Annotated in this window: 24 protein-coding genes; 23 read left to right on the top strand and 1 reads right to left on the bottom strand. The window is 59.2% G+C overall.

The features are described from left to right. Positions 1 to 39: 39 nt before the first annotated feature. The 22 genes from ACFER_RS07790 to ACFER_RS11585 all read left to right on the top strand — a co-directional run bounded on the left by ACFER_RS07790 (position 40) and on the right by ACFER_RS11585 (position 23,076). Complete coding sequence (locus tag ACFER_RS07790; RefSeq protein ID WP_012938875.1) at positions 40 to 1,554, top strand: 4Fe-4S dicluster domain-containing protein; 1,515 nt, start codon at positions 40 to 42, stop codon at positions 1,552 to 1,554. A gap of 89 nt (positions 1,555 to 1,643) precedes the next feature. Further along, positions 1,644 to 2,375 (top strand): YebC/PmpR family DNA-binding transcriptional regulator, encoded by a 732-nt coding sequence (locus tag ACFER_RS07785; protein WP_012938874.1) that lies wholly within the window; start codon positions 1,644 to 1,646, stop codon positions 2,373 to 2,375. Positions 2,376 to 2,478: 103 nt separating this feature from the next. Next, positions 2,479 to 2,976: a crossover junction endodeoxyribonuclease RuvC gene (ruvC, locus tag ACFER_RS07780; protein WP_012938873.1), complete on the top strand. Its 498-nt coding sequence runs from the start codon at positions 2,479 to 2,481 to the stop codon at positions 2,974 to 2,976. Then, positions 2,973 to 3,587 (top strand): Holliday junction branch migration protein RuvA, encoded by a 615-nt coding sequence (gene ruvA, locus ACFER_RS07775; RefSeq protein WP_012938872.1) that lies wholly within the window; start codon positions 2,973 to 2,975, stop codon positions 3,585 to 3,587. Before ruvC ends, ruvA begins: the two co-directional genes overlap by 4 nt. After that, positions 3,588 to 4,604, top strand: coding sequence for a Holliday junction branch migration DNA helicase RuvB (gene ruvB, locus ACFER_RS07770; RefSeq protein ID WP_012938871.1), 1,017 nt, complete (start codon positions 3,588 to 3,590; stop codon positions 4,602 to 4,604). It begins immediately after the preceding gene. Next, positions 4,601 to 5,908 carry a SpoIID/LytB domain-containing protein gene (locus ACFER_RS07765; RefSeq protein ID WP_012938870.1) on the top strand — a complete coding sequence of 436 codons (1,308 nt, stop codon included), beginning with the start codon at positions 4,601 to 4,603 and terminating at the stop codon, positions 5,906 to 5,908. The genes ruvB and ACFER_RS07765 overlap by 4 nt, the downstream gene beginning before the upstream one ends. Positions 5,909 to 5,921: 13 nt before the next feature. Beyond that, positions 5,922 to 6,938: a tRNA preQ1(34) S-adenosylmethionine ribosyltransferase-isomerase QueA gene (gene queA, locus ACFER_RS07760; RefSeq protein ID WP_012938869.1), complete on the top strand. Its 1,017-nt coding sequence runs from the start codon at positions 5,922 to 5,924 to the stop codon at positions 6,936 to 6,938. Positions 6,939 to 6,948: 10 nt separating this feature from the next. Next, entirely contained in the window at positions 6,949 to 8,070 is a 1,122-nt protein-coding gene (gene tgt, locus ACFER_RS07755) for a tRNA guanosine(34) transglycosylase Tgt (RefSeq protein WP_012938868.1), read from the top strand. A gap of 6 nt (positions 8,071 to 8,076) precedes the next feature. After that, a complete protein-coding gene (yajC, locus tag ACFER_RS07750; RefSeq protein WP_012938867.1) occupies positions 8,077 to 8,445 on the top strand; it encodes a preprotein translocase subunit YajC in 369 nt (122 codons plus the stop codon). Beyond that, on the top strand, positions 8,445 to 9,020 hold the full coding sequence (locus ACFER_RS11445) for a 5-formyltetrahydrofolate cyclo-ligase (RefSeq protein ID WP_012938866.1): 576 nt from the start codon (positions 8,445 to 8,447) through the stop codon (positions 9,018 to 9,020). Before yajC ends, ACFER_RS11445 begins: the two co-directional genes overlap by 1 nt. Before the next feature lie 12 nt (positions 9,021 to 9,032). Beyond that, a complete protein-coding gene (secD, locus tag ACFER_RS07740; RefSeq protein ID WP_012938865.1) occupies positions 9,033 to 10,286 on the top strand; it encodes a protein translocase subunit SecD in 1,254 nt (417 codons plus the stop codon). Then, on the top strand, positions 10,283 to 11,164 hold the full coding sequence (secF, locus tag ACFER_RS07735) for a protein translocase subunit SecF (protein WP_012938864.1): 882 nt from the start codon (positions 10,283 to 10,285) through the stop codon (positions 11,162 to 11,164). Before secD ends, secF begins: the two co-directional genes overlap by 4 nt. Positions 11,165 to 11,455: 291 nt before the next feature. Next, positions 11,456 to 12,403 (top strand): D-2-hydroxyacid dehydrogenase, encoded by a 948-nt coding sequence (locus ACFER_RS07730; protein ID WP_012938863.1) that lies wholly within the window; start codon positions 11,456 to 11,458, stop codon positions 12,401 to 12,403. Between the two features lie 125 nt (positions 12,404 to 12,528). Then, a complete protein-coding gene (locus tag ACFER_RS07725) occupies positions 12,529 to 12,924 on the top strand; it encodes a lipopolysaccharide assembly protein LapA domain-containing protein (protein WP_012938862.1) in 396 nt (131 codons plus the stop codon). A 9-nt stretch (positions 12,925 to 12,933) separates the two neighbouring features. Beyond that, entirely contained in the window at positions 12,934 to 15,282 is a 2,349-nt protein-coding gene (recJ, locus tag ACFER_RS07720) for a single-stranded-DNA-specific exonuclease RecJ (RefSeq protein ID WP_012938861.1), read from the top strand. Positions 15,283 to 15,286: 4 nt separating this feature from the next. Further along, on the top strand, positions 15,287 to 17,509 hold the full coding sequence (locus ACFER_RS07715; protein ID WP_012938860.1) for a RelA/SpoT family protein: 2,223 nt from the start codon (positions 15,287 to 15,289) through the stop codon (positions 17,507 to 17,509). Between the two features lie 7 nt (positions 17,510 to 17,516). Further along, positions 17,517 to 17,966, top strand: a complete 450-nt coding sequence (gene dtd / locus ACFER_RS07710; protein WP_012938859.1) for a D-aminoacyl-tRNA deacylase — start codon at positions 17,517 to 17,519, stop codon at positions 17,964 to 17,966. A gap of 16 nt (positions 17,967 to 17,982) precedes the next feature. Beyond that, a complete protein-coding gene (locus tag ACFER_RS07705) occupies positions 17,983 to 18,606 on the top strand; it encodes an MBL fold metallo-hydrolase (RefSeq protein WP_012938858.1) in 624 nt (207 codons plus the stop codon). 12 nt (positions 18,607 to 18,618) lie between these two features. Further along, the gene (locus tag ACFER_RS07700) at positions 18,619 to 19,689 is read left to right on the top strand and encodes an AI-2E family transporter (protein ID WP_012938857.1); all 1,071 of its coding nucleotides are present in this window, start codon (positions 18,619 to 18,621) and stop codon (positions 19,687 to 19,689) included. 53 nt (positions 19,690 to 19,742) lie between these two features. Continuing rightward, positions 19,743 to 20,996 (top strand): histidine--tRNA ligase, encoded by a 1,254-nt coding sequence (gene hisS / locus ACFER_RS07695; RefSeq protein WP_012938856.1) that lies wholly within the window; start codon positions 19,743 to 19,745, stop codon positions 20,994 to 20,996. A 21-nt stretch (positions 20,997 to 21,017) separates the two neighbouring features. Then, positions 21,018 to 22,814 carry an aspartate--tRNA ligase gene (gene aspS / locus ACFER_RS07690; RefSeq protein ID WP_012938855.1) on the top strand — a complete coding sequence of 599 codons (1,797 nt, stop codon included), beginning with the start codon at positions 21,018 to 21,020 and terminating at the stop codon, positions 22,812 to 22,814. A gap of 40 nt (positions 22,815 to 22,854) precedes the next feature. After that, positions 22,855 to 23,076: a hypothetical protein gene (locus ACFER_RS11585; RefSeq protein WP_041666235.1), complete on the top strand. Its 222-nt coding sequence runs from the start codon at positions 22,855 to 22,857 to the stop codon at positions 23,074 to 23,076. A 125-nt stretch (positions 23,077 to 23,201) separates the two neighbouring features. Here the strand turns inward: ACFER_RS11585 and ACFER_RS07680 are convergent, their stop codons facing one another. After that, entirely contained in the window at positions 23,202 to 23,756 is a 555-nt protein-coding gene (locus tag ACFER_RS07680) for a hypothetical protein (protein ID WP_012938854.1), read from the bottom strand. A 390-nt stretch (positions 23,757 to 24,146) separates the two neighbouring features. On the opposite strand from ACFER_RS07680, the gene ACFER_RS07675 reads away from it, so the two are divergent. Further along, positions 24,147 to 24,797 (top strand): HAD family hydrolase, encoded by a 651-nt coding sequence (locus ACFER_RS07675; RefSeq protein WP_012938853.1) that lies wholly within the window; start codon positions 24,147 to 24,149, stop codon positions 24,795 to 24,797. Positions 24,798 to 24,817 lie beyond the last annotated feature (20 nt).

Below are 24,817 nucleotides of genomic sequence, written 5' to 3'. Positions count from 1 at the left end.
AGATTGATCGAATTTCAATGATTTAAAGGGGAGCAAGATATGGAAGTCACTGTTATTACGAACATCAGACGGAAAGTGCTGACCATGGTGTCAAAGATGGCCTATGACGGGAACCTGCCGGATCATGTGTATGACGTGCTGCAGATCGTCAACGAAAACACCCCCCGGACCCGGTGCTGCGTGCACAAGGAACGGGCGGTGCTGAAGGAACGGATCTGTGTGGCCCTGGGTGTCAACGAAGACATGAACATCATCGATGCCGCCAACAAGGCCACCACGGAACCGGTGGACCGGACCCAGCACGTGATCGCTGTGCTGCCGGAAGCCTGCTCTGCCTGCCCGGTGAACAAATACATGATCACCGATGTGTGCCGCCGCTGCCTGACCCACCGGTGCATGAACGGCTGCCCCAAGAAAGCCATTTCCGTATACCAGGGCCGCGCCCATATCGACTATGACATGTGCATTGAATGCGGCAACTGCAAACGGGCCTGCCCCTACGGCGCTGTGGTGGAAATCGCCCGTCCCTGTGAAAATGCCTGCAAGGTCCATGCCCTCCATACCGGCAAGAATAAAAAAGCGGAAATCGACAAGAACATCTGTGTGGAATGCGGTGCCTGCCGGGGAGCCTGCCCCTTCGGCGCCATCGAGGAACGGAGCCATATCGTCCAATTGATCCAGGCCATCAAGAGCGGCAAGGAAGTGGTGGCACTGCTGGCGCCTTCCTTCGTGGGCCAGTTCGGCCTGAAGGTACAGCCGGGCCAGATCGTGAAGGCCTGCCAGGAACTGGGCTTTGCTTCCGTGAAGGAAGTGGCTCTGGGGGCGGATATGACCACCATTTCCGAAGCGGAAGAACTGCTGGAAAAGGTGCCCACCGGCAAACAGAAGATCCTGACCAGCTCCTGCTGCCCTGCCTTCGTGGCTACGGTGAAGCGCCACGCTCCGGAACTGGCGGACTGCATCTCCGATGCAGTGTCTCCCATGGTGGCCCGGAGCAAGCTGGAAAAATATGCCCATCCCGGTGCCCTGACCTGTTTCATCGGGCCCTGCATCGCCAAGAAGGTGGAAGCCCGGGAACATCCGGACGAAATTGACTTCGTCCTGACTTTCGAAGAGCTGAAGTGCATGATGGACAGCCGGGGCATCGATCCGGCGGAATGCGAAGTGGCACCGTTCAATCCCGCTTCTTCCGCCGACGGCTGCAGCTTCCCCCAGGCTGCCGGGGTCAGCACCGCCGTGAAGGATTACATCCGGGACAACCATCCGGAAGTGGAAGTGGATTCCCTGAAGACCCTGTACTGCAACGGGCTGGATGAATGTCTGGGAGCCCTGAAGGATGTGGAAGCCGGGAAACTGGATCTCCAGTATCTGGAAGGGATGGCCTGCCAGAAAGGCTGCCTGAACGGACCGGGAGCGCTGACGGAACCGGGCCTCACCCGGGTGCTGCTGAAACGGTTCGCCGGCACCACCCAGGCGGACAGCGCCGGGAAAATCGAAAAAGCCATGGACGGTGTGAAGCACGTGGACATGGAACGGGTATATTTGCGCAAATAAACAGAGTGTGATAAAATAGCCGGGTATGAGTACGTTGAAAACAGGGCTCCATACCCGGCGTTTTCGAATTTATGTAGGAGGAATTTAGCATGTCAGGACATTCCAAATGGGCGAATATCAAATTCAAAAAAGGGAAGGCTGATGCTCTCCGTGGGAAAATCACCACGAAAATCGGCCGGGAAATCACCATCGCAGTACGTATGGGCGGTCCTGATCCTACTGGCAATATGAGACTGAAACTGGCTTTGTCCAAGGCCAAAGCCAACAACATCCCCAAGGACAACATCAAGAGAGCCATCGCCAAGGGCCAGGGTGCCACCGAAGGCTCCAACTACGAACAGATCACCTACGAAGGCTACGGCCCGGCCGGGGTGGCCATTATGGTCAGCGCCCTGACGGACAACCGGAACCGGACGGCGGCCGATGTGCGGCACGTGTTCTCCAAAGGCGGGAACATGGGTGAATCCGGCTGTGTGGGCTGGATGTTCAAGAACAAAGGCGTGTTCACCGTGGAAAAGGAAGGGGCTCCTTCTGAGGACGAAGTACTGGAAGTGGCACTGGATGCCGGTGCGGAAGACATGGAAACCACCGACGATGCCTATGTGATCACCACTTCTCCGGAAGACTATGATGCCGTGGAAAAGGCTCTGGCTGACCACAACATCGAAGTGGCCATGAGCGAACTGTCCCTGATCCCGGACAACACCATTGCCGTGGCCGGGGAAGATGCAGAAAAAGTCCAGAACATGATCGATGCTTTCAATGAACTGGACGACGTGCAGGACGTTTATACGAACGCTGACCTGCCTGAGGAAGAATAAGGGGGAAGCTGCCTCACAGCCATCCCAGGAATGAATACGGCCGGCCAGCTGGGGACCTTTTTCCCCGGAGGCCGGCTTTTTGACCCTAAGGAGGGAATCGGATATGCTGGCATTGGGTATCGACCCGGGAACGGCGATCTGCGGCTACGGGCTGGTGCGTCTGGAACGGAGCCGTCTGATCCCGGTCCACTACGGGGCCGTTTTTACGGACAAGGACATGCTGCCGGAGCGACGGCTGAACAAAATCTATGAGGAACTGACGGACCTGATCGACCGGTACCATCCGGATTTCATGTCCGTGGAAAAACTGTTCTTCAACCGGAATGTGACTACGGCCATTGCGGTGGGGGAGGCCCGGGGGGTCATCCTGCTGACGGCGGCCCGGGCCGGCATCCCGGTCTACGGCTATACGCCCATCCAGGTGAAGCAGGCCATCACCGGTACCGGACGGGCCAACAAGGAACAGGTGACCTATATGGTACAGAAACTGCTCCATATCGAGGAAAAACCCAAACCGGATGATGTGGCCGATGCCCTGGCCATTGGCATTACAGGGCTGAACTTCATCCGGGAACAGGAACTGCAGGAGAGAATGCGATGATCGGATTCATTACCGGACGGGTGGACCATATTGGAACGAATTTCTGTCTGGTGGACACCCAGGGGGTGGGCTACCGGATTTTCCTGAATACCGGGGATCTGTCCCGGATCCAGGTGGACCAGAAGGTGAAGATCTACACTTATCTGTCCGTACGGGAGGATGCCCTCCAGCTGTTCGGCTTCCTGTCCTACGACGCCTATTCCCTGTTCACCCAGCTGATCACCGTCAGCGGCATCGGTCCCAAGGTGGCCCAGGGCATCCTGTCGGCGGCCAAGGTGGATGCCTTCTACCTGGCGGTGAAGAGCCGGGACCTGAAATTCCTCACCAAGCTGCCGGGCATCGGCAAGAAGACCGCTGAACGGCTGCTGCTGGAACTGAAGGACATGACCGGTCCGGAAGGCCTGGAAGAAGAGGGCACGGCAGGGGGATTCGACGGAGACGTGCCGGAGGACGACACCACCACCCTGGGAGCGGTGGCCGAAGGGCTCAGTTATCTGGGATACACCCAGGGAGAAATCGCCCAGGTGCTGAAAAAACTGAAAGTGACTGCTGACAGCAGGGCGGAGGACCTTCTGAAGGAGGCCCTGCGCCTTTTGGCCAGGAGGAGTTAAATGGAAGATACCAATCGGGTAATCGCCGGGCATGAGCAGGAACAGGATGGATGGCAGTACAGCCTGCGTCCCCGGCGGCTGGCGGAATACATCGGCCAGTCCAAAGTGAAGAAAAATATGGAGATTTTTATCCAGGCGGCCCTGAAGCGGAAAGAGGCCCTGGACCATGTACTGCTCTACGGACCGCCGGGCCTGGGGAAAACCACCCTGGCCAACATCATCGCCAACGAGCTGAACGTGAACATCCGGATCACCAGCGGGCCGGCTCTGGAACGGCAGGGGGACCTGGCGGCCATCCTGACCAACCTGAGTGACAGTGATGTGCTGTTCATCGATGAAATCCACCGGCTGCCGAAAACCGTGGAGGAAATCCTGTATTCCGCCATGGAGGACTATGCCCTGGACATCATCATCGGGAAGGGGCCTGCAGCCCGGAGCGTCCGGCTGGATCTGCCCCGGTTCACCCTGATCGGGGCCACCACCCGGATGGGGTCCATTGCGGCGCCTCTCCGGGACCGGTTCGGGGTGATTTGCCACCTGGAATTCTACACCCCGGAAGAACTCCAGATCATTGTGGAACGGGCGGCGGAAATCCTGAAAGTATCCATCGAACCGGAAGGGGCCTATGAGATCGGCAGGCGGAGCCGGGGCACCCCCCGGGTGGCCAACCGGCTGCTGAAGCGGGTCCGGGACTTTGCGGAAGTGGGGGGCCATGAGGTAATCACCCGGGACGTGTGCCGGGATGCCATGAAACGGCTGGAAATCGATGACCTGGGCCTGGACCAGAACGACCGGCGGCTGCTGCACAAGCTGGTGAAGGATTTCGGCGGACGGCCGGTGGGGGTGGATACCCTGGCGGCTTCTCTCAACGAAGAGACCGAGACACTGGAAGATGTGTACGAACCCTACCTGATGCAGCTGGGGATGCTCCAGCGGACCCCCAAGGGACGGCAGGCCACCCTGGCGGCGTACCAGTATCTGGGGGTGCCCTATCCCACGGAGGACGGAACGAAATGAAAGGGAAACGGACGGTTTTCCTGCTGGTCCTGCTGCTGCTGATCCAGAGCCTGGCCCTGGCGGCCGGGAGCGGTCCGAAGCTCCGGGTGGGGCTGGCGGTGGATCAGTTTGCGGCCCAGGTGAGTTCGACCGGCAAGATCAAAGTGGTGGACAGCCGGGGAAAGACCACGGTGCTGAATCCGGGCAGCCATTTTATCAGCGTGAAGAACGGGTCCCTGTATGCGGACCAGAAAAAACTGGAAGGCAGCCAGGTGTCCCTGGTGGCCGCTGATGCCCGGGACCCGGTGCTGGTGCACCAGAAAAAATACCGGGGCGCCCTGACGGTGCTCCTGAACAGCGGGAAAAAGAACCTGAATGTGGTGAATACCCTGCCTCTGGAACAGTATCTCTACGGGGTGGTGGCCAAAGAAGTGCTTCCCCTGTGGCCCGATGAAGCCATCAAGGCCCAGGCAGTGGCGGCACGGAGCTTTGCCCTCTACAGCCTGGAGCATGGGAAGTATCCCAATTTCGACATCCGGTCCAATGAACTGGGCCAGGTGTACGGGGGCCTTTCTGCGGAGCATGCCAACACCTCCCGACTGGTGGATGCCACCAGCGGCGTGGCGGCTCTGTACCAGGGAGAACCCATCCAGGCGGTGTTCCACAGCAGCGGCGGGGGCTATACGGAAGCGGCCAGTGCCGTGTGGGGGAAAGACATCCCCTATCTCCAGGCGGTGCCGGACTATGACCAGGATTCTCCCAAATTTTCCTGGACCCGGACCTTTACCAAAGTCCAGCTGACCCGGCTGCTGAGCCAGGGGGGCTATGACCTGGGAGACCTCCAGGGCATCCGGCTCTCCGCCCGCACGGCAGCCCCCATGCGCTGGACCCCGGACCGGGGAATTTCCGGCCGGGTGAAGCGGCTGACCTTTGTGGGGTCCAAAAGAAGCGTGACCCTTACCGGCAGCCAGGTCCGGTCCCTGCTGGACCTGAACAGCACCCTGTTCGATATCCAGATCGGCCTGGAACGGCCCAAAGAACTGGATGTGACCATCACCAACGGCTACGGCTATCCCATCGGGAAAAAGACCATCCCCATCGGGGGCGGCAAAAAAGACGGAACCGACGGAGCCAGTGTGGGAGACATGCGGCTTTTCTCCAATGTGGAAGGGGAAAAGGTGATCATTTCCGGAAACGGGTTCGGCCACGGGGTGGGCCTGAGCCAGTGGGGAGCCAGAGGTATGGCCCTCCAGAAGAAAAAGAACAGTTACAGGACCATCCTGTCCCATTATTACAAGGGAATTACCCTCAAACAGGTCTATTAGGAGAGAGAAAAAAATGGAAGTTACTGATTTTGATTATGATCTGCCACAGGAACTGATTGCCCAGACACCGGTGGAACCCCGGGATTCTTCCCGGCTGCTGGTGATGGACAAAAAGACCGGAGAACTGGAACACCGGCATTTCTTCAATCTGCCGGAATACCTGAAGCCCGGTGACCTGCTGGTGTTCAACGATACCCGGGTGATCCCGGCCCGGCTCCACGGGTTCAAGACCACCGGGGCCCATGTGGAAGTGTTCCTGCTGAACCGGAAGAACGCCACCGACTGGGAAGTGCTGGTGAAACCCGGCAAGAAGCTCCAGAAAGGGGCCCGGATCAAGTTCAGCGATGAGCTGAGCTGTGAGATCCTGGACACCACGGATTTCGGGGGCCGGATCGCCCGGTTCCAGTATGACGGGATCTTCGAGGAAATCCTGGACCGGCTGGGAGAAACGCCCCTGCCCCCCTACATCCATGAAAAACTGGAGGACAAGGAACGGTACCAGACCGTGTACAACCGGGAACGGGGCAGCGCGGCGGCCCCTACGGCCGGCCTCCACTTTACCAGGGAACTGCTCCAGAAAATCCGGGACATGGGGGTGGAAGAAGTGTTCGTCACTCTCCATGTGGGGCTGGGCACCTTCCGTCCGGTGAATGAAAGCCGGATCGAGGACCACAAGATGCACCGGGAATTCTACACCGTTTCCCAGGAAGCGGCGGACGCCATCAACAAAGCCAAACGGGAAGGCCGGCGGATCATCGCCGTGGGCACCACCTCCGTACGGACCCTGGAAAGCGCCGGGGCCAGCGGGGAAATGAAGGCCGGGGGCAATTGGACCAGCATCTTCATCTATCCCGGCTACCAGTTCCGCTTCGTGGATGCCCTGGTGACCAACTTCCATCTGCCCCAGAGCACACTGATCATGCTGGTTTCCGCTCTCAGCACCCGGGAAAACATCCTCCACGCCTACAAGGTGGCGGTACAGGAAAAATACCGGTTCTTCAGCTTCGGCGACGCCATGTTCATTCATTAAAGGAGAGAAAATGCACTCGGTCTATTTCGAACTCATCAAGGAAGATCCTCGGAGCGGGGCCCGGCTGGGCAAGCTGCACACCCCTCACGGGACCTTCGACACCCCCATGTTCATGCCGGTGGGGACCCAGGCCACGGTCAAGACCCTGACCCCGGAAGAACTGTATGCCATGCACTCCCAGGTGATCCTGTCCAACACTTACCATCTGTTCCTGCGGCCGGGGACGGAACTGGTGCGGAAAGCCGGCGGCCTCCACAAGTTCATGAACTACAAGCGGGGGATGCTCACCGACAGCGGCGGCTTCCAGGTGTTCAGCCTGGGAGAGATGCGGAAGATCACCGAAGAAGGGGTGATGTTCCGGTCCCATCTGGACGGCTCCCGGCAGTTCCTGAACCCGGAAGTGGCCACCAAGGCCCAGGAGGACCTGGGGGCGGACATCATCATGGCTTTCGATGAATGCATCCCCTATCCGGCGGACCATGGCTATGCCAAACAGTCCACGGAACGGACCACCCGCTGGGCCCGGCGCTGCCTGGAGGCCAAGACCCGGGAAGACCAGGGTCTGTTCGGCATCATCCAGGGGGGCATGTACCCGGATCTGCGGGAATACAGCGCCAAGGCCATCACGGATATGGATTTCGCCGGGTTCGCCATCGGCGGCCTGTCTGTCGGGGAACCCCATCCCCTGATGTACGACATCCTGGACAAGACCACCCGGCACATGCCCAAGGACAAGGCACGGTATCTCATGGGAGTGGGGACTCCGGACTGCCTGGTGGAAGGTGTGAACCTGGGAGTGGACATGTTCGACTGCGTGTATCCCACCCGGGTGGCCCGGAACGGCACCGCCATGCTCCCCACCGGACGGCTGGTGGTGCGCAACGCCCAGTACGCCGAAGACTGGCGGCCCATCGATGAACACTGCGACTGCTACACCTGCCGGAACTTCAGCCGGGCCTACATCCGCCATCTGTTCAAGGCGGAAGAGATCCTGGCCCTGCGGCTGTTGTCTATACATAATCTCCATTTTCTGCTAAAATTTGCAGAGGATATGAGAACTGCCATCGCTAACGACACGTTCCCCGAATTCCGGGCAGCGTTCTTAGAGAACTATGAAACCACAAGGAGGTAATTTTCGATGGACAATCTGCTTCAAATGGCCTGGCCTTTCATTCTCATGGGTGTGATCTTCTATGTGATGATCTACCGGCCCCAGAAACGGGACCAGAAGAAACGCACGGAAATGCTGGATTCCCTGAAGGTGGGCACCAACATCGTCACCATCGGGGGCATTCTGGGCACCATCACCAAAGTCCAGGAAGACAAGGTCCGGATCAAGGTGGCGGAAGGGGTGGAATTCCACATCCGGAAATCCGCCGTGGGCGGCGTGATCACCTCCGCCTTCAGCAAGAACGACACCAAAAAGAAGGCCGAACCGGAAGCCAAGCCGGCGGAAGCTCCCGCTGAAGAAGCGCCCAAGGCAGAAGGGACCGGAGAAGAAAAATAATGGAAAAGAAAGCTGTCCGCCAGGAAATCCGGGAACGGATCCAGAAGCTGAACCAGCGGGAAATCCACCGGTTCAACCGGGAAATCAACAGCCATATCGTCAACAGCCGGCTGTTCCTGGAAGGGAAAGTGATCATGGGCTACCTGGCAGAACCGGGAGAAGTGAACATTGACCAGTCCCTCCAGACCGCCCTCAACATGGGCAAGACCGTCTGTGTGCCCCAGATCCTGGAGGCTCCGGGAGAGATGGCCGCTGCCCGGCTGGTGACCCTGAAAAAGCTGGGACGGGACCGGTACGGGATCCGGACGCCCCAGGAGCCGGTGGAGACCATCGCCCCGGAAGACATCGACCTGGTGCTGACACCCGGGCTGGGCTTCACGGCCCAGGGAGAACGGCTGGGCCGGGGAGCCGGGTATTATGACCGGTTCCTGCCCCGGTGCACCAAAGGGGTTCCCATGGCAATCGGGTACGAAGTGCAGGTCCGGAAGGAACTGCCCACCAGTGCCCACGACGCAAAAGTCCGTTATCTGTGTACGGAAAAAGGACTGCGGGTATGCAAGACCAACGGAAAATGAGGGGGAATCGTTTTGGAAAGTAAGAATCGGGCCAAGCTGCTGGTTTCAGTACTGGCCATTGTGATTGCGTTTGCCGTGTTCATCAAACCGCTGGTGAGTACGGTGAAGCAGGGCCTGGACCTGCAGGGGGGCACCCATGTGGTGCTCCAGGCCCAGGAAACGCCGGAAAGCAAGGTGGATGACGATGCCATCAACCGGTCCATCCAGATCATCAGCCGCCGGGTCAACGAACTGGGCCTGACGGAACCGGTGATCCAGCGCCAGGGCAAGGACAAGATCATCGTGGAACTGCCCGGGGTCAAGGATCCGGAACAGGCCATTGCCATGCTGGGCAAAACGGCCATGCTGGAATTCAAGGATATGGAAGGGAACACCGTCCTTACCGGGAAAGACCTGAAGGATTCCAAGGCCAGTGCGGACCAGAGCGGTCAGCCGGTGGTCACACTGCAGTTCAATGAAGACGGGGCCAAAAAATTCGCCGACCTCACCGCCCGGAACGTGGGCCGGCAGATTGCCATCCTGCTGGATGGCAAGGTGCTGACGGCACCCCGGGTCAGCGAACCCATTACCGGGGGCAATGCCCAGATCACCGGGTCCAAGGACGCCAAGGAAGCGGAACATCTGGCCATCCTGCTGCGCAGCGGCTCCCTGCCGGTGAAACTGGAAGTGGTGGAAAACCGGACCGTTGGACCCACCCTGGGGCAGGACGCCAAGGACGCCAGCATGAAGGCCTTTGCCATCGGTTTGGCCGGGGTGTTCCTGTTCATGCTGCTGTACTATCGGCTGTCCGGGCTGGTGGCGGACATTGTGCTGCTGCTCTATACCCTGCTGTTGCTGGCGGTGATGAAGGGGCTCAACGCCACCCTGACCCTGCCGGGCATGGCCGGGATCATCCTGTCCATCGGGATGGCCGTGGATGCCAACGTGCTGATCTTTGAACGGTTCAAGGAAGAAATCGCCAATGGCAAGACCCTCCGGGCGGCGGTAAACTCCGGGTTCTCCCGGGCCTTTACCACCATCCTGGACTCCAACGTGACCACCCTGATGGCGGCTGCCGTGCTGTTCTATCTGGGCACCGGGCCCATCAAGGGCTTTGCGGTGACCCTGGCCCTGGGGGTACTGATCAGTATGTTCACGGCGGTGACGGTGACCAAATTCATCCTTGGCGCCCTGATCGGCAGCAATTTCACGAAGAATCCGGCCTGGTTCGGGGCGAAAGCCTTCCAGCCGAAAGCAAAAGACGGAAAAGGGGAGGCGGCACGATGAAAAAGTTTTCCATAGTCAAGCATGCCAGGATCTTCTTTTCCATTACGGCTGTAGTATTGATTGTAGGGATTGTTTCCATGTTTGCCCGGGGCTTCAACCTGGGGATTGATTTTACCGGGGGCAGCATCCTGGATATTAAATTCGACCAGCCAGTAACGGTGGCCCAGGTGCGGACCGTGCTCAGCGATCATCAGCTGGGCAGCAGCGTAATCCAGCTGGGCAGCAGTGACCAGCAGGTGGAAAGCAGCCAGTCGGTGCTGATCCGGACCGGTCTCATCAGCGACAGCCAGCGGGTGGATGTGATGAACGATCTGTCCAACCGTCTGGGGCATAATGAAGTGCTCCGGGTGGAAAACGTGGGCGCCACCGTGGGCGGCGACCTGGTGAAAAGCGCCGTGGGCGCCGTGGTCCTCAGCTGGGTGCTGATGATCATCTACATCACCATCCGGTTTGAGCTGCGGTTCGCCCTGGCGGCCATCGTGGCCCTGATCATCGACGTGATGGTGACCCTCACCTGGTTCTCCGTGCTCCATCTGGAAATCGATTCCTCCTTTGTGGCGGCGCTGCTGACCGTGGTAGGGTATTCCGTCAACGGCACCATCGTGGTGTTCGACCGGATCCGGGAAAATCTCCATACCCACCGGCGGAACGAAAGCATGGGGGATCTGGTGGATGCCAGCATCTGGCAGACCATGACCCGGAGCGTGTACACCACTCTGACCACCCTGTTTGCGGTGGTGGCCATCTTCCTGTTCGGGGGAGAAACCATCCACAACTTCTCCTTCGCCATGCTGGTGGGCTTCTGCAGCGGGTTCTACACCTCCACCTTCCTGGCCGGCAGCATGTGGCTGTTTTTCCGGAAGAAACTGAAAAGATGACAGGATGGCAGCCAGAACCTCTGGCGGCCCGGTCACTGGTCACTGGCCGATGGAAAGAACCCGTGGCTGACGGGTTCTTTCGAATGAAAAACAGGACTGTGCTTTTCTTTTAATGCGCTGCTTGTCTGGATTTCTATAGGAGAGGCAAGGACAAGCCAAAGGCGCGTACGAGCCAGTATTATACAATGAAAGGCAGCCGCAGGCCGGCTGCCTTCTTTCGTCCAGTGACTATGGACCAGTGACGGTGCTGCCGCAAAGGCGGCAGCACCCCATAAGGAAAGGACTGATACCATGAAAATTGCAGTACCCATGTTCATGCGGGACAAGGACAAAAAAGTGCTGGAAGCGGCGGCTCCCGGGGCGGAATTCGCCTACGGGAAGGAGGATGCCGTGCTCCAGGGGGCGGAAGTGATCATCGGCAATGTACGGCCCCAGCGGCTGGCCGCACTGACGGATCTGAAATGGGTCCAGCTGAATTCCGCCGGAGCCGATGCCTACTGCAAACCCGGGATCCTGGATCCCCGGGTGCAGCTGACCAACTGCACCGGCGCCTATGGCCAGGCCCTTTCGGAACACATGCTGGCCCTGACCCTGTCCCTCCAGAAAAAGCTGTACCTGTATCACCGGAACCAGCTGGAGCACCGGTGGAAGGATGAGGGAGAAGTGACCAGCCTGGACGGGGCCACCGTTGTGGTGGTGGGCTTCGGGGACATCGGCCGGGCCTATGGCCGGCTGTGCAAACTCCTGGGCGCCCATGTGATCGGCATCCGGCGGCACCGGGGAGCAATGCCCCCGGAAGCGGAGGAAATGGGGACCATGGAGGACCTGCCCCGGCTCCTGGGCCGGGCGGATGTGGTGGCCAGCGTGCTGCCCGGTACTCCGGAAACCACCCATCTGTACAATGAGCAGCTCTTTTGTGCCATGAAGCCCGGGGCCTTCTTCATCAACTGCGGCCGGGGCAGTGCGGTAGTCCAGGAAGACCTGGCCCGGGCCCTGAAGGAAGGCAGACTGGGGGGCGCCGCCCTGGACGTAACGGATCCGGAACCGCTGCCGGAAACCAGTCTCCTGTGGGATGTGCCCAATTTGCTGATCACTCCCCACATCAGCGGGGACCATCACCTGCCCCAGACCTGGGACAAGGCTGTGGCCATCGCCGCCCGGAACCTGCGGCACTACCTGGCCGGAGAATCCCTGGAAAACCAGGTGGACCGGAAGACCGGGTACAAAAAAAGCATATAACCTGTGAGAAAGGGGCGCTGCACGCCAGGTGCAGCAGCCCCTTCTTTTTCTTCCCAAAATACGGTATAATAGAACATCACGCAAGGTTTGTCCCACATGGATTCGGACGGAAAGGATGTGCTCTTATGCTGTATGCCATCATCATGGGCATCATTGCCCTTTTCATTGCCATTTTTGCTCTCCAGAATGCGGCCGCGGTGGAAGTGAGCTTCCTGGTCTGGCATTTCTCCCTGTCCCTGGCCCTGATCATCCTGGGCTGTCTGCTGCTGGGCTTCCTGCTGGCCAGCCTGTGGACCCTGAAGGTGAAGGCCGGCCATTACATGAAGGACCGGAAGCTGAAGGAACAGCTCCGGCAGCTGGAAGAAAAGAAGGAAAACTGGGAAGCCCGGCAGCGGGAGCAGGTTTCTTCCGGCCGGATCCCCCGGATGGACCTGCCCCGGTCCGGGGCGAAAAAAGGGAGGACTTTCGATCCTTCCCGGGACAAGGACCCCATCATCAAACCTTTTCGGCCCAAGGAGTAAGAAGCAGCCATGATCTACACCAGAATCAGAAGAACGGATGAAGCACGGGAACCCCAGATCCGGACCCTGTGCCGGGAGCTGGGGATCTCTCCCCTTCTGGCCGGCATCCTGGTCCGCCGGGATCTGACGGAACCGGAGAAAGTGAAAGAATTCCTGGAAGGGAAGACGCAGCCCTATTATGATCCCTTCCGGCTGAAAGATATGGACCGGGCTGTGGACCGGATCCTTCAGGCACTGCAGCAGGGCGAACCCATGACCATCTACGGGGATTACGACGTGGACGGTACATCGGCCAGTTCCCTGCTGTATTTGTTTTTGCAGGCCCGGGGGGCCAAAGTGGATGTGTATGTGCCCCGGCGGGATCGGGAAGGGTACGGTCTCAACGGACCGGCCCTGGAAAAAATCGCCGCCCGGGGCACGAAGCTGCTGATCACCGTGGATACCGGGATCAGCGGAGCCCAGGTGGTGGCGGATGCCCCCAAAGGACTGGACATCATCATCACGGACCACCATCTGGCCCCCCGGCAGCTGCCTCCGGCCCTGGCGGTGGTGAACCCCAACCAGCCCGGGGACGAGTATCCCTTCAAGGGCATCGCCGGGGTGGGGGTGGCCTTCAAGCTGTGCCAGGCCCTGGAACAGAGACGCACCGGCCAGCCGGATCTTTACTGGGATGAGCTGATCGAGCTGGTGGCCCTGGGCACGGTGGCGGACATGGTGCCGCTGCAGGACGAAAACCGGGAGATCGTCCGGAAAGGGCTGGCCAGGATGCCCCACAGTCCGCTGCCGGGCCTCCAGGCCCTGATCCATGTGACCGTGGCCCCGGGCAGCGCCATCAACAGCGGCACCATCGGCTTCGGCCTGGGCCCCCGGATCAATGCGGCGGGCCGGCTGGACGACGCTATGACGGCAGTGAAGCTGCTGACGGCCCGGGATCCGGAAACCGCCAAAGAGCTGGCAGAGGAACTGAATTCTGCCAACCAGGAACGGCAGGCCCTCAGCCAGAAGATCTTTGAAGAAGCGGAACGCCAGCTGGCCAAACAGGGTCCGCCGGAATGGAGCCTGGTGCTGGGAGAGGAAGGCTGGCACCCGGGAGTCATCGGCATCGTGGCCTCCCGGATGACGGAGAAGTACCATCTGCCTTCCGTGCTCCTGTCCATTGACGGAGAAACGGCCAAAGGATCCTGCCGGAGTATCCCGCCCCTGGATCTGTACCAGGCCCTGGACCGGTGCCGGGACCATCTGGTCCAGTTCGGGGGCCATGCCCAGGCGGCGGGGCTCACCATCAGGACGGCGGAGATCCCGGCGTTCCGGGAAGCCTTTGCCCGGGTGGTGGCGGAGATGCTGGACCACAAACCCTACGAACCAGCGGCGGTGCCGGACTGGTTCGTGCCGGAAGACCGGGAAATCACCCCGGAGGCAGTGGCTCAGCTGGCCCAAATGGAGCCCTTCGGGGTGGGGAACCCGGCACCGGTGCTGGGGTTCGCCAAGGCCCAGATCCAGGAGGTGTCCCTTCTGGGCAGGGACCACAACCATCTGAAGTTCCTGCTGAAACAGGGGGGCTTCCGGTACAAGGGGCTGCTGTGGCAGGAGGGGCCCCGGTTCCATTCCTTCTATCCGGGGGAAGTGGCGGCGGTGGCCTTTTCCCCCAGGGTGAACACCTTCCGGGGGGTGACGGCGGTGGACCTGGAGGTATCGGCGGTGGAAGCCCCCTATACCATCATCGACTGGCGGCATGAGAACCGGAACAAGGAGACAGAGTTAAATAGTATTTTACAAAAAGATAAAAAGACGGTAGTATATGTAGAGGATAGTGTAGCCCTGAAGGAAAAATATCCGGAAGCCTGCATCCTTCCCTATGGAGACCCCCTGCCGGAAGAGACCGGGGTGGTGGTGTTCTGGGACGGAGGGGCGGAAAAGGTGCTCCAGCCGGGAAAATTCCCCCTGAAAGGGGACCAGCCCGGCCGGCTCTATCTGCTGTACGGCCGGGAAGACCTTCTGGCCCGGCGGGATGCCCTCCGCCGGCAGTATCCGGATCTGGCAGGGCTGCGGGTGTGCTATACGGCCATCCGGAACCGGCTGCGGGAGCAGGGAGCATGTCAGGAAGCCCAGCTGCGCCAGCTGACGGCGGAAAACGGATGTCCGATCAGCCAGACTGTCCTGGACATTTTTTATGAATTGCACCTGTTCAACCGGGAAGCGGGACTGGTTTCCCTGGGAGATACGGGCCACAAGAATATGCAGGAATCCAAAGGGTTCCAGGCGCTGCAGGCGGAATATGACCGCCGTTTCCAGGCCCTGAACCGCAGCTGGAAGCTGCAGCCGGCGGAAATCGCCGCTCTTTGGGCAGCAGGAAGGTGAAACAATGGAACAGCTCGATGACAAGCCCATCAGTGCGGAGGAATTCTATGCCCGCATCAGCAAATATCTGACCCCCCGGCAGGTGGAGTTCGTCCGGGAAGCCTACAATTTTGCGGCAGAGGCCCATGCCAAGCAGAAACGGGCCTCCGGGGAACCCTACATCATCCATCCCCTGGGGGTGGCCAGCATCCTGGCCCAGCTCCAGATGGACGATGTGACCCTGGCAGCCGCTTTTCTCCATGATGTGGTGGAAGACACCGAAGTGACCCTGGACCAGATGGAAGACATTTTCGGCCGGGAAGTGGCCATGCTGGTGGACGGGGTCACCAAACTGGGGAAAATCGAATACATTTCCCGGGAAGAACAGCAGGTGGAAAACTACCGGAAGATGTTCCTGGCCATGGCCAAGGACATCCGGGTGGTGCTGATCAAGCTGGCGGACCGGCTGCACAACATGCGGACCATGAAATTCATGCCCGTGAACAAGCAGAAACGGATCTCCTCTGAAACCCTGGAAATCTACGCGCCCCTGGCCCACCGGCTGGGGATTTACGCCATCAAATGGGAACTGGAAGACCTGGCATTCCGCTATATGGAACCCCAGCATTACTACGAACTGGTGGAACAGGTGAAGGTGAAGCGCCACGAACGGGAAGCCATGGTCCAGGAGGCCATGGATGAACTCCGGAAACTGTGCGAGGAATCCGGCATCAACTGCCAGATCCAGGGCCGGCCCAAAAGCTTCTACAGCATCTACAAGAAGATGCAGCGGGACCACAAGACCATCAACGAAATCTACGACCTGCTGGCGGTCCGGGTGCTGGTGGATACGGTGAAGGACTGCTACGGGGTCCTGGGAATCGTCCACGGCAAGTGGAAACCCATTCCCGGCCGGTTCAAGGACTACATCGCTGTGCCCAAATCCAACGGGTACCAGTCCCTGCACACCACGGTGGTCTCTTCCAGCGGCCAGCCCCTGGAAATCCAGATCCGGACCTTTGAAATGCACAAGGTGTCCGAATACGGGGTGGCGGCCCACTGGCGGTACAAGGAAAGCGGCGGCTCCAAGATGCCCAGCTCTTCCGACAAGAATGTGGATGCCAAGATGGCTTGGCTGCGCCAGCTGCTGGAATGGCATAAGGATATGCGGGATCCCCATGAATTCGTGGATACCGTGAAAATGGACGTGTTCTCCGACGAAGTGTTCGTGTTCACTCCCCAGGGGGATGTACTGGACCTGCCGGAGGGCTCCGTGCCCATCGACTTTGCCTACCGGGTCCATACCGGGGTGGGCAACAGCTGTGTGGGTGCCAAGGTGAACGGCAAGATCGTGCCTCTGGACTACCACCTGAAGAACGGGGACATTGTGGAGATCATCACCTCCAAATCCTCTCCGGGACCCAGCCGGGACTGGATCAACATCGTGGGATCCAGCCAGACCAAGAACAAGATCAAGCAGTTCTTCAAGAAGGAACGGCGGGAAGAGAACATCGTCAACGGCCGGGAAATGCTGGAGAAGGAATGCCGGCGGCTGGGCTATGACGTGAACATCATGCTGACTCCGGAGAACCTGAAGGAAGTGGCGTCCCGGTGCCATATGGACGGCAGCGTGGAGAACCTGCTGGCGGCCCTGGGCTACGGAGGCCTCCTGGTCAACGGGGTCATGGTGAAGCTGGTGGACCTGTACAAAAAGACCCAGCGCCAGAACACCACCAAGAACCTGACCCAGCTCCTCAGCGAACTGAAGCCCAAGACCGTGAAGACCCACAAGGGCAGCCACGGGATCCTGGTAAAGGGCGAGGACGATATCATGGTGAAGCTGGCCAAGTGCTGCAACCCCATTCCCGGGGACCCCATTGTGGGATACATCACCCGGGGCCACGGGGTGTCCGTCCACCGGGCGGACTGTCCCAATGTGCTGGCCAACACGGAAGATCCCAATCGGATGATCGAAGTATCCTGGAACGTGGATACGGATACGGCCTACAAGGTGGTACTGCGGCTGACGGCGGTGGATCAGCCCGGAGTCATGGCCAACATCATGACCGTGGCCAGCGAAACCAAAGTGAACATCAACTCCATCAATGCCCACACCAATCCCAACAAAACCGCCTTCATCGACATGGGACTGGACATCAGCAGCCTGGACCAGCTGAACTACATCATCGGCCGGCTGCGGCGGATCAAGGGCGTGTACAAAGTGGACCGGAAAGTGTCCGGACTGTGAGGAAATCATGCGTGCAGTGGTACAGCGGGTGACGGAAGCCTCCGTCACCGTGGACGGAAAAAACGTGGGAGCCATCGGCCCCGGTCTCCTGGTGCTCCTGGGAGTGGCCCGGGAGGATACGGAAAAGGACGGAGCCTACCTGGCAGAGAAGCTGGCGGGGCTCCGGATCTTTGAAGATGAGGATGAAAAAATGAATCTGTCCGTGGCCCAGGTGGGAGGCAGCATCCTGCTGGTTTCCCAGTTCACCCTTTACGGGGATGTGCGCCATGGCAAGCGGCCGTCCTTTACCCAGGCGGCAGCTCCGGAGGAAGCCAACCGGCTGTATGAAGCGCTGGCGGACAAACTCCGGGCCAAAGGGATCCCGGTGGCCACCGGTCAGTTCCAGGCCCATATGGAAGTGGCCCTGGTGAACGACGGGCCGGTGACCATCCTGCTGGACAGCGGAAAAAGTTTTTAGGAGGAAACAGGAATCTATGAAAATCTATCGGGTGGTCGTGGGACCGATCCAGGAAAATTGTTACATCATCAAAAATGAGGCCAACAACCAGGGCATCATCGTGGATCCGGGGGATGAAGCCAACCGGATCATGGACGCGGTGGCCAAAGCCGGCATCGAAAAGGTCCCGGCCATTTTCATCACCCACGGCCATGGGGACCATGTGTCCGCCCTGGACGAAGTGAAGGCGGCCACCTGCGCCAAAGTGTACATGAGCCGGGAGGATGCGCCCATGCTCCGGGTGTGGAACAGCAGCCTGTCCTATTCTACCAACCGGGACAAGAAATTCGATCCTCCGGATGAATATTTTACCGACGGGGAAAAACTGAATGTGGCCGGCATGGACTTCACCATCGCCGCCACCCCGGGCCACACCGCCGGCGGGGTGTGCATCATCGGAGACGGAGTGGTGTTCTGCGGGGATACGGTGTTTTTGGAAAGCATCGGCCGGACGGACCTGCCCGGCGGTTCCTATGATGCCATCCTGGACTCCATCAAGACCAAGCTGCTGGTACTGCCCGATGACTACAAGCTGCTTCCGGGCCACGGTCCGGCCACCACGGTGGGCTGGGAAAAACGGCGGAACCCGTTCCTCCAGTAAGGTCGTGACCCTATGACGGACAAACAACAGAAGCCCCGGGGACTGGTGATCAAGCTGCTTTTCGGTCTCCTGGGGTTCGGGGCTTTTTATCTGTTGGGCCACTGGTTCCTTCCGGTGTTCCTGGCCATCGGCATGAGCTTCCTGCTGTATCCTATCGTGGACCGGCTGGAACGGCTGAAAATCAAAGGACGGGCCTTTCCCAACACCCTGGCGGTGCTCATTGCCTTCCTGCTGTTCGGGCTGTTCCTGTATGCGGCGGCCAATGTGCTGATCGTTCCCCTGGTGACCCAGGTGAACACCCTGCTGAAGGCCATGCCGGGACTGGCAGCCAAAGCCAATGAAAGCATCAGCCTGTTTTTGGGCAGCGAAGCCCAGAAGCTGCCGCCCAATACCCGGGATATGCTCCAGCAGGCCGGCAGCAGCCTGAGCACCTATGTGATGGGTCTTCTGAAGGACATGCTGGCCTCCACGGTCCAGGCGGCCAAGAGCCTGGTGAGCCTGGCCCTGGTCCCCTTCCTCAGCTTCTATTTCCTGAAGGACTGGCGGACCCTGAAAAAAATGGTGGTGGGGCTCTTTGCCTATGAAAAACAGCCCCTGGCGGACCGGGTGCTGTCGGATATGGGCCGGATCCTCTGCGCCTATGTGGACAATATGTTCAAACTGTGCTTCGTGGCCGCCGCCTGCCTGACCGCCGGTAACTCCATCCTGGGTGTCCAGTACACCCTGGTGCTGGGCTTCCTGGCCATGATCAGCGAACTGATCCCCCTGGTGGGATCCGTGGTGGGGACCCTGTCGGCGGTGTTCATCGCCCTGCTCCAGAAGCCCTCCCTGGCCCTGAAGGTGCTGGTGCTGTATCTGGTGTATTACCAGGTGGATGCCCAGGTGATCATGCCCAATCTCATGGGCCACAGCATCACCCTGCACCCGGTGCTGATCATCCTGGCGGTGATGGTGGGGGGACAGATCGGGGGCGTGGCCGGTCTGATCTTTGCCGTTCCCGTGCTGTCCATCATCAAGGTGCTGTACGGGTACTTCTGGCATGCCGGGGAGGAATGTCCCGGGTCAGTTGATAAAAACCAATAAACTGTGTTAAAATTAATAAGTTCAAACAAGTTCTGTGGACGGAGGGGATTTTTATGTTAACAGGGGTACCGCGTGGTACCAAAGACATTCTGCCGGGCACCATCAATGGCTGGCGCTATGCAGAACAAATCATTCGTGAAGTATGCCGGGAATTCAACTATCAGGAAATCAGAACCCCGATTTTTGAACATACCGAGCTGTTCCAGAGAGGCATCGGGGACGGCACGGACGTGGTGGACAAGGAAATGTACACCTTTACGGACCGGAGCGGCCGCAGCCTGACCCTGCGTCCGGAAAACACCGCATCCGTGGTCCGGTCCTTTGTGGAAAACAAACTGTATGCGGAACCCATGCCGCTGAAAGTGTTCTATATCGGACCCATGTTCCGGTATGACCGGCCCCAGGCAGGCCGGATGAGACAGTTCCACCAGTTCGGGGTGGAAGCCCTGGGGGCGGAATCTCCCGTAGTGGATGCGGAAGTGATCCTGCTGGCCCTGACCGTGCTGAAACGGTTCGGTCTGAAGGACCTGAAGCTGAAGATCAACTCCGTAGGCTGCCCCAACTGCCGGCCCCAGCACCGGAAACTGCTCCAGGATTACTTCCGTCCGCATCTGGACGAACTGTGTGAAGACTGCCAGAGCCGGTTCGACCGGAGCCCGCTGCGGATCCTGGACTGCAAGGTGGATGCGGATAAGCCCTTTATGGCAGGTGCCCCCAAGATCACCGACCACCTGTGCGATGAATGCAGGGCCCACTTCGAAACCGTGAAGAAACTGCTGGATGAGGCAGGGGTGGAATACGAAGTGGACAGCAACCTGGTACGGGGCCTGGACTACTACACCAAGACCGCTTTCGAAATCCAGTACGCTCCCCTGGGCGCCCAGAGCGCTGTAGGCGGTGGCGGACGGTATGACGGCCTGGTGGAAGAACTGGGCGGTCCCAGCACTCCCGGTGTGGGCTTTGCCATCGGCCTGGAACGGATCCTCCTGGCCATGGAAAAACAGAACCTGCTGCCCACCGGCAAGGAAGCCGTGGACATTTTCGCCGTCATCCCTGATGAAGGAGGCGTGACCGATGCCTTCCGGGTGATCACCAATCTGCGGAACAAGGGGCTTGTCTGCGATATGAACCTGGTGGAACGGAGCATGAAAGCCCAGATGAAGCAGGCCAACCGGGAACAGGCCCGTTTCGCCCTGATCTTCGGGGAAGAAGAACGGTCCCGGGGCGCTGTCACTGTCCGGAACATGGCGGACAGCAGCCAGGAAGAAGTATGTTTCGGGGCTTTGGAAGCCTATTTCAACAAATAAAAACCAGAGGTGTAAACAAGAATGAGTATGGAACGCAGTCATCATTGCGGTGACTTGAGAAAAGCAGACGCCGGCAAGACGGTTACCTTGTGCGGCTGGGTAAGCAAACGGCGTGACCACGGCGGCATCATCTTCATCGATCTCCGTGACCGTCACGGTCTGGTGCAGGTGGTCATCGATCCGGCCCACGATGAAAAGGATTTCCACAAGGCTGAAGGGGTCCGCAGCGAATATGTGCTGCAGGTCCGGGGACTGGTCCGGGAACGGAGTGCGGAAACCGTCAACCCCCATCTGCCCACCGGCGAAGTGGAAGTGGTGGTCAAGGACCTGAACGTGCTGAATCCCTCCAAGACTCCGCCCTTCTACATCCAGGACGGGATCGACGTGGATGAAAACGTCCGCCTCCGCTACCGGTACCTGGATCTGCGGCGTCCGGAAATGCAGCAGAACCTGATCCTGCGCCACCAGGTGACCAAGGCAATCCGGGACTTCCTGGACAAACAGGATTTCCTGGAAATCGAGACACCGGATCTGATCCGGAGCACCCCGGAAGGGGCCCGGGACTATCTGGTGCCCAGCCGTGTGAACCCTGGCAAGTTCTACGCCCTGCCCCAGTCTCCCCAGCTGTTCAAACAGCTGCTGATGATTGCCGGCATGGAACGGTATTTCCAGATTGCCCGGTGCTTCCGGGATGAAGACCTGCGTGCCGACCGGCAGCCGGAATTCACCCAGCTGGATATGGAAATGTCCTTTGTGGACCAGGATGACATCATGGCCCTCACCGAAAAGCTGATCGCCTATGTGTTCAAGGAAACCCTGGGCGTGGATGTGCCCGTACCCATGGCCCGGATGACCTGGGATGAAGCCATGGACAAATACGGCAGCGACAAACCGGACCTGCGGTTCGGCATGCAGCTGGTGAACATGAACGGCGCCCTGGAAGGGACCCAGTTCAAGGTGTTCAAGGACATCATCGAAAAGGGCGGTCTGGTAAAAGCCATCAACGTGAAGGGCTACAACAAGATCCCCCGGAGAGAACTGGACGGCCTGGTGGAATTCGTAGGCATCTACGGCGCCAAAGGGCTGGCCTGGATCATCGTCAACGATGACGGTTCCATCAAATCCCCCATTGCCAAATTCTTCTCTGACGAAGAAATGCAGCGGATCCTGGAAGCCGGCAAGGCGGAAAAGGGCGACGTGCTGCTGTTCGTGGCCGACCGGAAACCCCAGGTGGTGGCTGCGGCCCTGGGCGCACTGCGTCTGGAAATGGGCAAACGGCTGGGGCTCATCGATCCCGACAAGCTGTGCTTCACCTGGGTGGTGAAGTTCCCCATGTTTGAATACAGCGAGGAAGAACACCGGTATGTGGCCATGCACCATCCGTTCACCGCTCCCTGCGATGAAGATGTGGACAAGCTGCTCACCGATCCCGGCCATGTGTATGCCAAGGCCTATGACATGGTGCTGAACGGGGTGGAAATCGGCGGCGGTTCCGAACGTATCCATCGGGAAGACATCCAGAAGAAGGTGTTCGAAGCCATCGGCCTCACCGATGAACAGGCCCAGGAAAAATTCGGCTTCCTGCTGAAAGCCTTTGAATTCGGAGCACCTCCCCATGGGGGTCTGGCCTTCGGCCTGGACCGTCTGGTGATGCTCATGGCCAAACGGCCGTCCATCCGTGACGTAATCGCTTTCCCGAAATCCCAGAGTGCCATCGACCTGATGTGTCAGGCACCCAATGTAGTGGACGAAAAGCAGCTGCGGGAACTCCATATCCGGAGCACCGTGGTGAAGAAGGAAAAAGAAGAAAAGAAATAAATCCGGAAAAACGGCTGTCACCAGTGAGAGGCAGCCGTTTTTGCGTTGGGACAAAGATGTGGATGTGCTGCTGACGGCTCTCCGGGAAGGCATCGACAAGGACATCACGGATCTTTCCGTATGGAACAACGGCCAGCCGGACAAGTTCACCAAAAACCTGGTGGAATACTGCCGTTCCGCAGCCAGCTGGGGTATGAAGACATCGATACCCTGGACTGGAAAACCGCCCGGGCCCTGGAAGCCGGGCTGCGGGTTCCCTTAATGGAAAACACAGCCGTAGGCTGCGTTTCTGTTCCAAGGCAAACGCCAGCCGCATTTGCCTGCCTTCGACCAGTGACCAGTGACAAAAAATGAGGTGCAGCACCAAAGTGCAGCACCTCATTTTTCTTACTCCAGGGATTCAAAATAGGAGAACCGCCATCCCTTCAGGGTCTTCACATAGGGGAAGATGGTTTTCCGGGTTTCCACCACATTGGTTTTCCCGTGGACCGGGTCTTCCATGATGGGGGTGGATACCTCCAGGTTGATCCGGGTGGGGGATTCCCGCACGATGTTGATGGTGGAGGTCCCTTTCCGGGGATCCAGGGCTTTGGCACTGGGGGCCACATACAGCTTCCCGTCGAATTCCCGGTACATCCGGCTGTCGCTGATGATGAAGCCGGCCAGGGCTTCGGTGAAGCATTCATTGACCCGGGTCTTCAGGGCCATCATGTTGGGGTAATTCTTGTCGGCCACCGTGTAATAGATCATGTACCCGGTGTCTTTTTCCCCTTTTCCGTCGGTTTTCAGGGGATGATGTTCGAACCATTCATAAACAGTGTTGGCTTCCTGGAAGGCCTGGATCACTTCCTGATCCGTGGGAGCTTCCGGAGAGGCAAAGGCGGTGAACGCCGCACTGACCGCCAGGATGGCCGTCAGCAGTAAAGAACGCAGGATTTTCATGGACCCACTCTCCTTCTGGTTTGATTCTTTTATTGTACCATAGTTTGACAGGATGTGGTATCATCTTCCCTGTGGAGGAAATCCTGTCAACGGTCAGCTGTCAGCTGCCGAATGATAAATTTGCCGGCAAATTTTTTGCAGGGATGAATCGTTCCTTTAGGGGCTGCAGGCCCGGCAGCCCGCCAAATCAACGGTTGTCCGTGTGTTTTGCGGGCCGCCCGGCCTGCGGCCCCTGCGGTTTATGCTGTTTATGATCAATTTGCAGAAATTGCTTTCCAGCGCCTGCAGACCGTTGACAGCGCAGGCATCTGCCTCTGCAGCAGCCTCACGACGAACGATGAACGACAAACGATGAACGATGAATGACGAACGTTAAGGAGTGTGTGGAACGTGAAATACAAGGCGGTGGTTTTTGATCTGGACGGGACCCTTCTGGATACCCTGACGGATCTGTGGAACAGTGTGAATGCGGCCTGCCGGGAAGCGGGCTGTGCCCCCCGTACCCGGCTCCAGGTGCGCCGGGCCCTGGGCAACGGGCTGGAAAACCTGCTGCACAAGTCCCTGCCGGAGACCATGGACCCGGCCCGGTTCCAGCGGGTGTTCCAGGATTTCCGGACCTATTACCTGGCCCACTGCAACGAGGAGACCCGTCCCTACCGGGGCATCCCGGAACTGCTGGAAGCCCTGGAAAAACTGGGGGTGAAGACGGCCATTGTGTCCAACAAGGCCCATCCGGCGGTGCTGGCTCTCCGGGACCGGTATTTCCCCAAAACCATGCAGGTGGCCATCGGGGAAAGCCGGGAGGTGCGGCGGAAACCGGCACCGGATACGGTGTTCCGGGCCCTGGAGGAACTGGGCATCCCCCGGGAAGAGGCGGTGTATGTGGGGGATTCGGAAGTGGATAAAATGACCGCGGACAACGCCGGCATGGACTGTTTCCTGGTGACCTGGGGCTTCCGGGACCGGGATGAACTGGCGGCCCTCCGGCCCACTTCTCTCATCGACAGTTCGGAACAGATCCTGGAACAGGTGAAGGGATAAGGGAAAAGACTGGACAATAT

It is taken from the genome of Acidaminococcus fermentans DSM 20731, from assembly GCF_000025305.1.
Classification (GTDB): Bacteria; Bacillota; Negativicutes; order Acidaminococcales; family Acidaminococcaceae; genus Acidaminococcus; species Acidaminococcus fermentans.
This window is presented reverse-complemented; position numbering and strand designations above follow the sequence as displayed.

Coding starts and splice junctions, on each gene's coding strand:
- ACFER_RS07790 (WP_012938875.1), top strand. CDS start 40: ATGGAAGTCACTGTTATTACGAACATCAGACGGAAAGTGCTGACCATG.
- ACFER_RS07785 (WP_012938874.1), top strand. CDS start 1,644: ATGTCAGGACATTCCAAATGGGCGAATATCAAATTCAAAAAAGGGAAG.
- ruvC (WP_012938873.1), top strand. CDS start 2,479: ATGCTGGCATTGGGTATCGACCCGGGAACGGCGATCTGCGGCTACGGG.
- ruvA (WP_012938872.1), top strand. CDS start 2,973: ATGATCGGATTCATTACCGGACGGGTGGACCATATTGGAACGAATTTC.
- ruvB (WP_012938871.1), top strand. CDS start 3,588: ATGGAAGATACCAATCGGGTAATCGCCGGGCATGAGCAGGAACAGGAT.
- ACFER_RS07765 (WP_012938870.1), top strand. CDS start 4,601: ATGAAAGGGAAACGGACGGTTTTCCTGCTGGTCCTGCTGCTGCTGATC.
- queA (WP_012938869.1), top strand. CDS start 5,922: ATGGAAGTTACTGATTTTGATTATGATCTGCCACAGGAACTGATTGCC.
- tgt (WP_012938868.1), top strand. CDS start 6,949: ATGCACTCGGTCTATTTCGAACTCATCAAGGAAGATCCTCGGAGCGGG.
- yajC (WP_012938867.1), top strand. CDS start 8,077: ATGGACAATCTGCTTCAAATGGCCTGGCCTTTCATTCTCATGGGTGTG.
- ACFER_RS11445 (WP_012938866.1), top strand. CDS start 8,445: ATGGAAAAGAAAGCTGTCCGCCAGGAAATCCGGGAACGGATCCAGAAG.
- secF (WP_012938864.1), top strand. CDS start 10,283: ATGAAAAAGTTTTCCATAGTCAAGCATGCCAGGATCTTCTTTTCCATT.
- ACFER_RS07730 (WP_012938863.1), top strand. CDS start 11,456: ATGAAAATTGCAGTACCCATGTTCATGCGGGACAAGGACAAAAAAGTG.
- ACFER_RS07725 (WP_012938862.1), top strand. CDS start 12,529: ATGCTGTATGCCATCATCATGGGCATCATTGCCCTTTTCATTGCCATT.
- recJ (WP_012938861.1), top strand. CDS start 12,934: ATGATCTACACCAGAATCAGAAGAACGGATGAAGCACGGGAACCCCAG.
- ACFER_RS07715 (WP_012938860.1), top strand. CDS start 15,287: ATGGAACAGCTCGATGACAAGCCCATCAGTGCGGAGGAATTCTATGCC.
- dtd (WP_012938859.1), top strand. CDS start 17,517: ATGCGTGCAGTGGTACAGCGGGTGACGGAAGCCTCCGTCACCGTGGAC.
- ACFER_RS07705 (WP_012938858.1), top strand. CDS start 17,983: ATGAAAATCTATCGGGTGGTCGTGGGACCGATCCAGGAAAATTGTTAC.
- ACFER_RS07700 (WP_012938857.1), top strand. CDS start 18,619: ATGACGGACAAACAACAGAAGCCCCGGGGACTGGTGATCAAGCTGCTT.
- hisS (WP_012938856.1), top strand. CDS start 19,743: ATGTTAACAGGGGTACCGCGTGGTACCAAAGACATTCTGCCGGGCACC.
- aspS (WP_012938855.1), top strand. CDS start 21,018: ATGAGTATGGAACGCAGTCATCATTGCGGTGACTTGAGAAAAGCAGAC.
- ACFER_RS07680 (WP_012938854.1), bottom strand. CDS start 23,756: ATGAAAATCCTGCGTTCTTTACTGCTGACGGCCATCCTGGCGGTCAGT.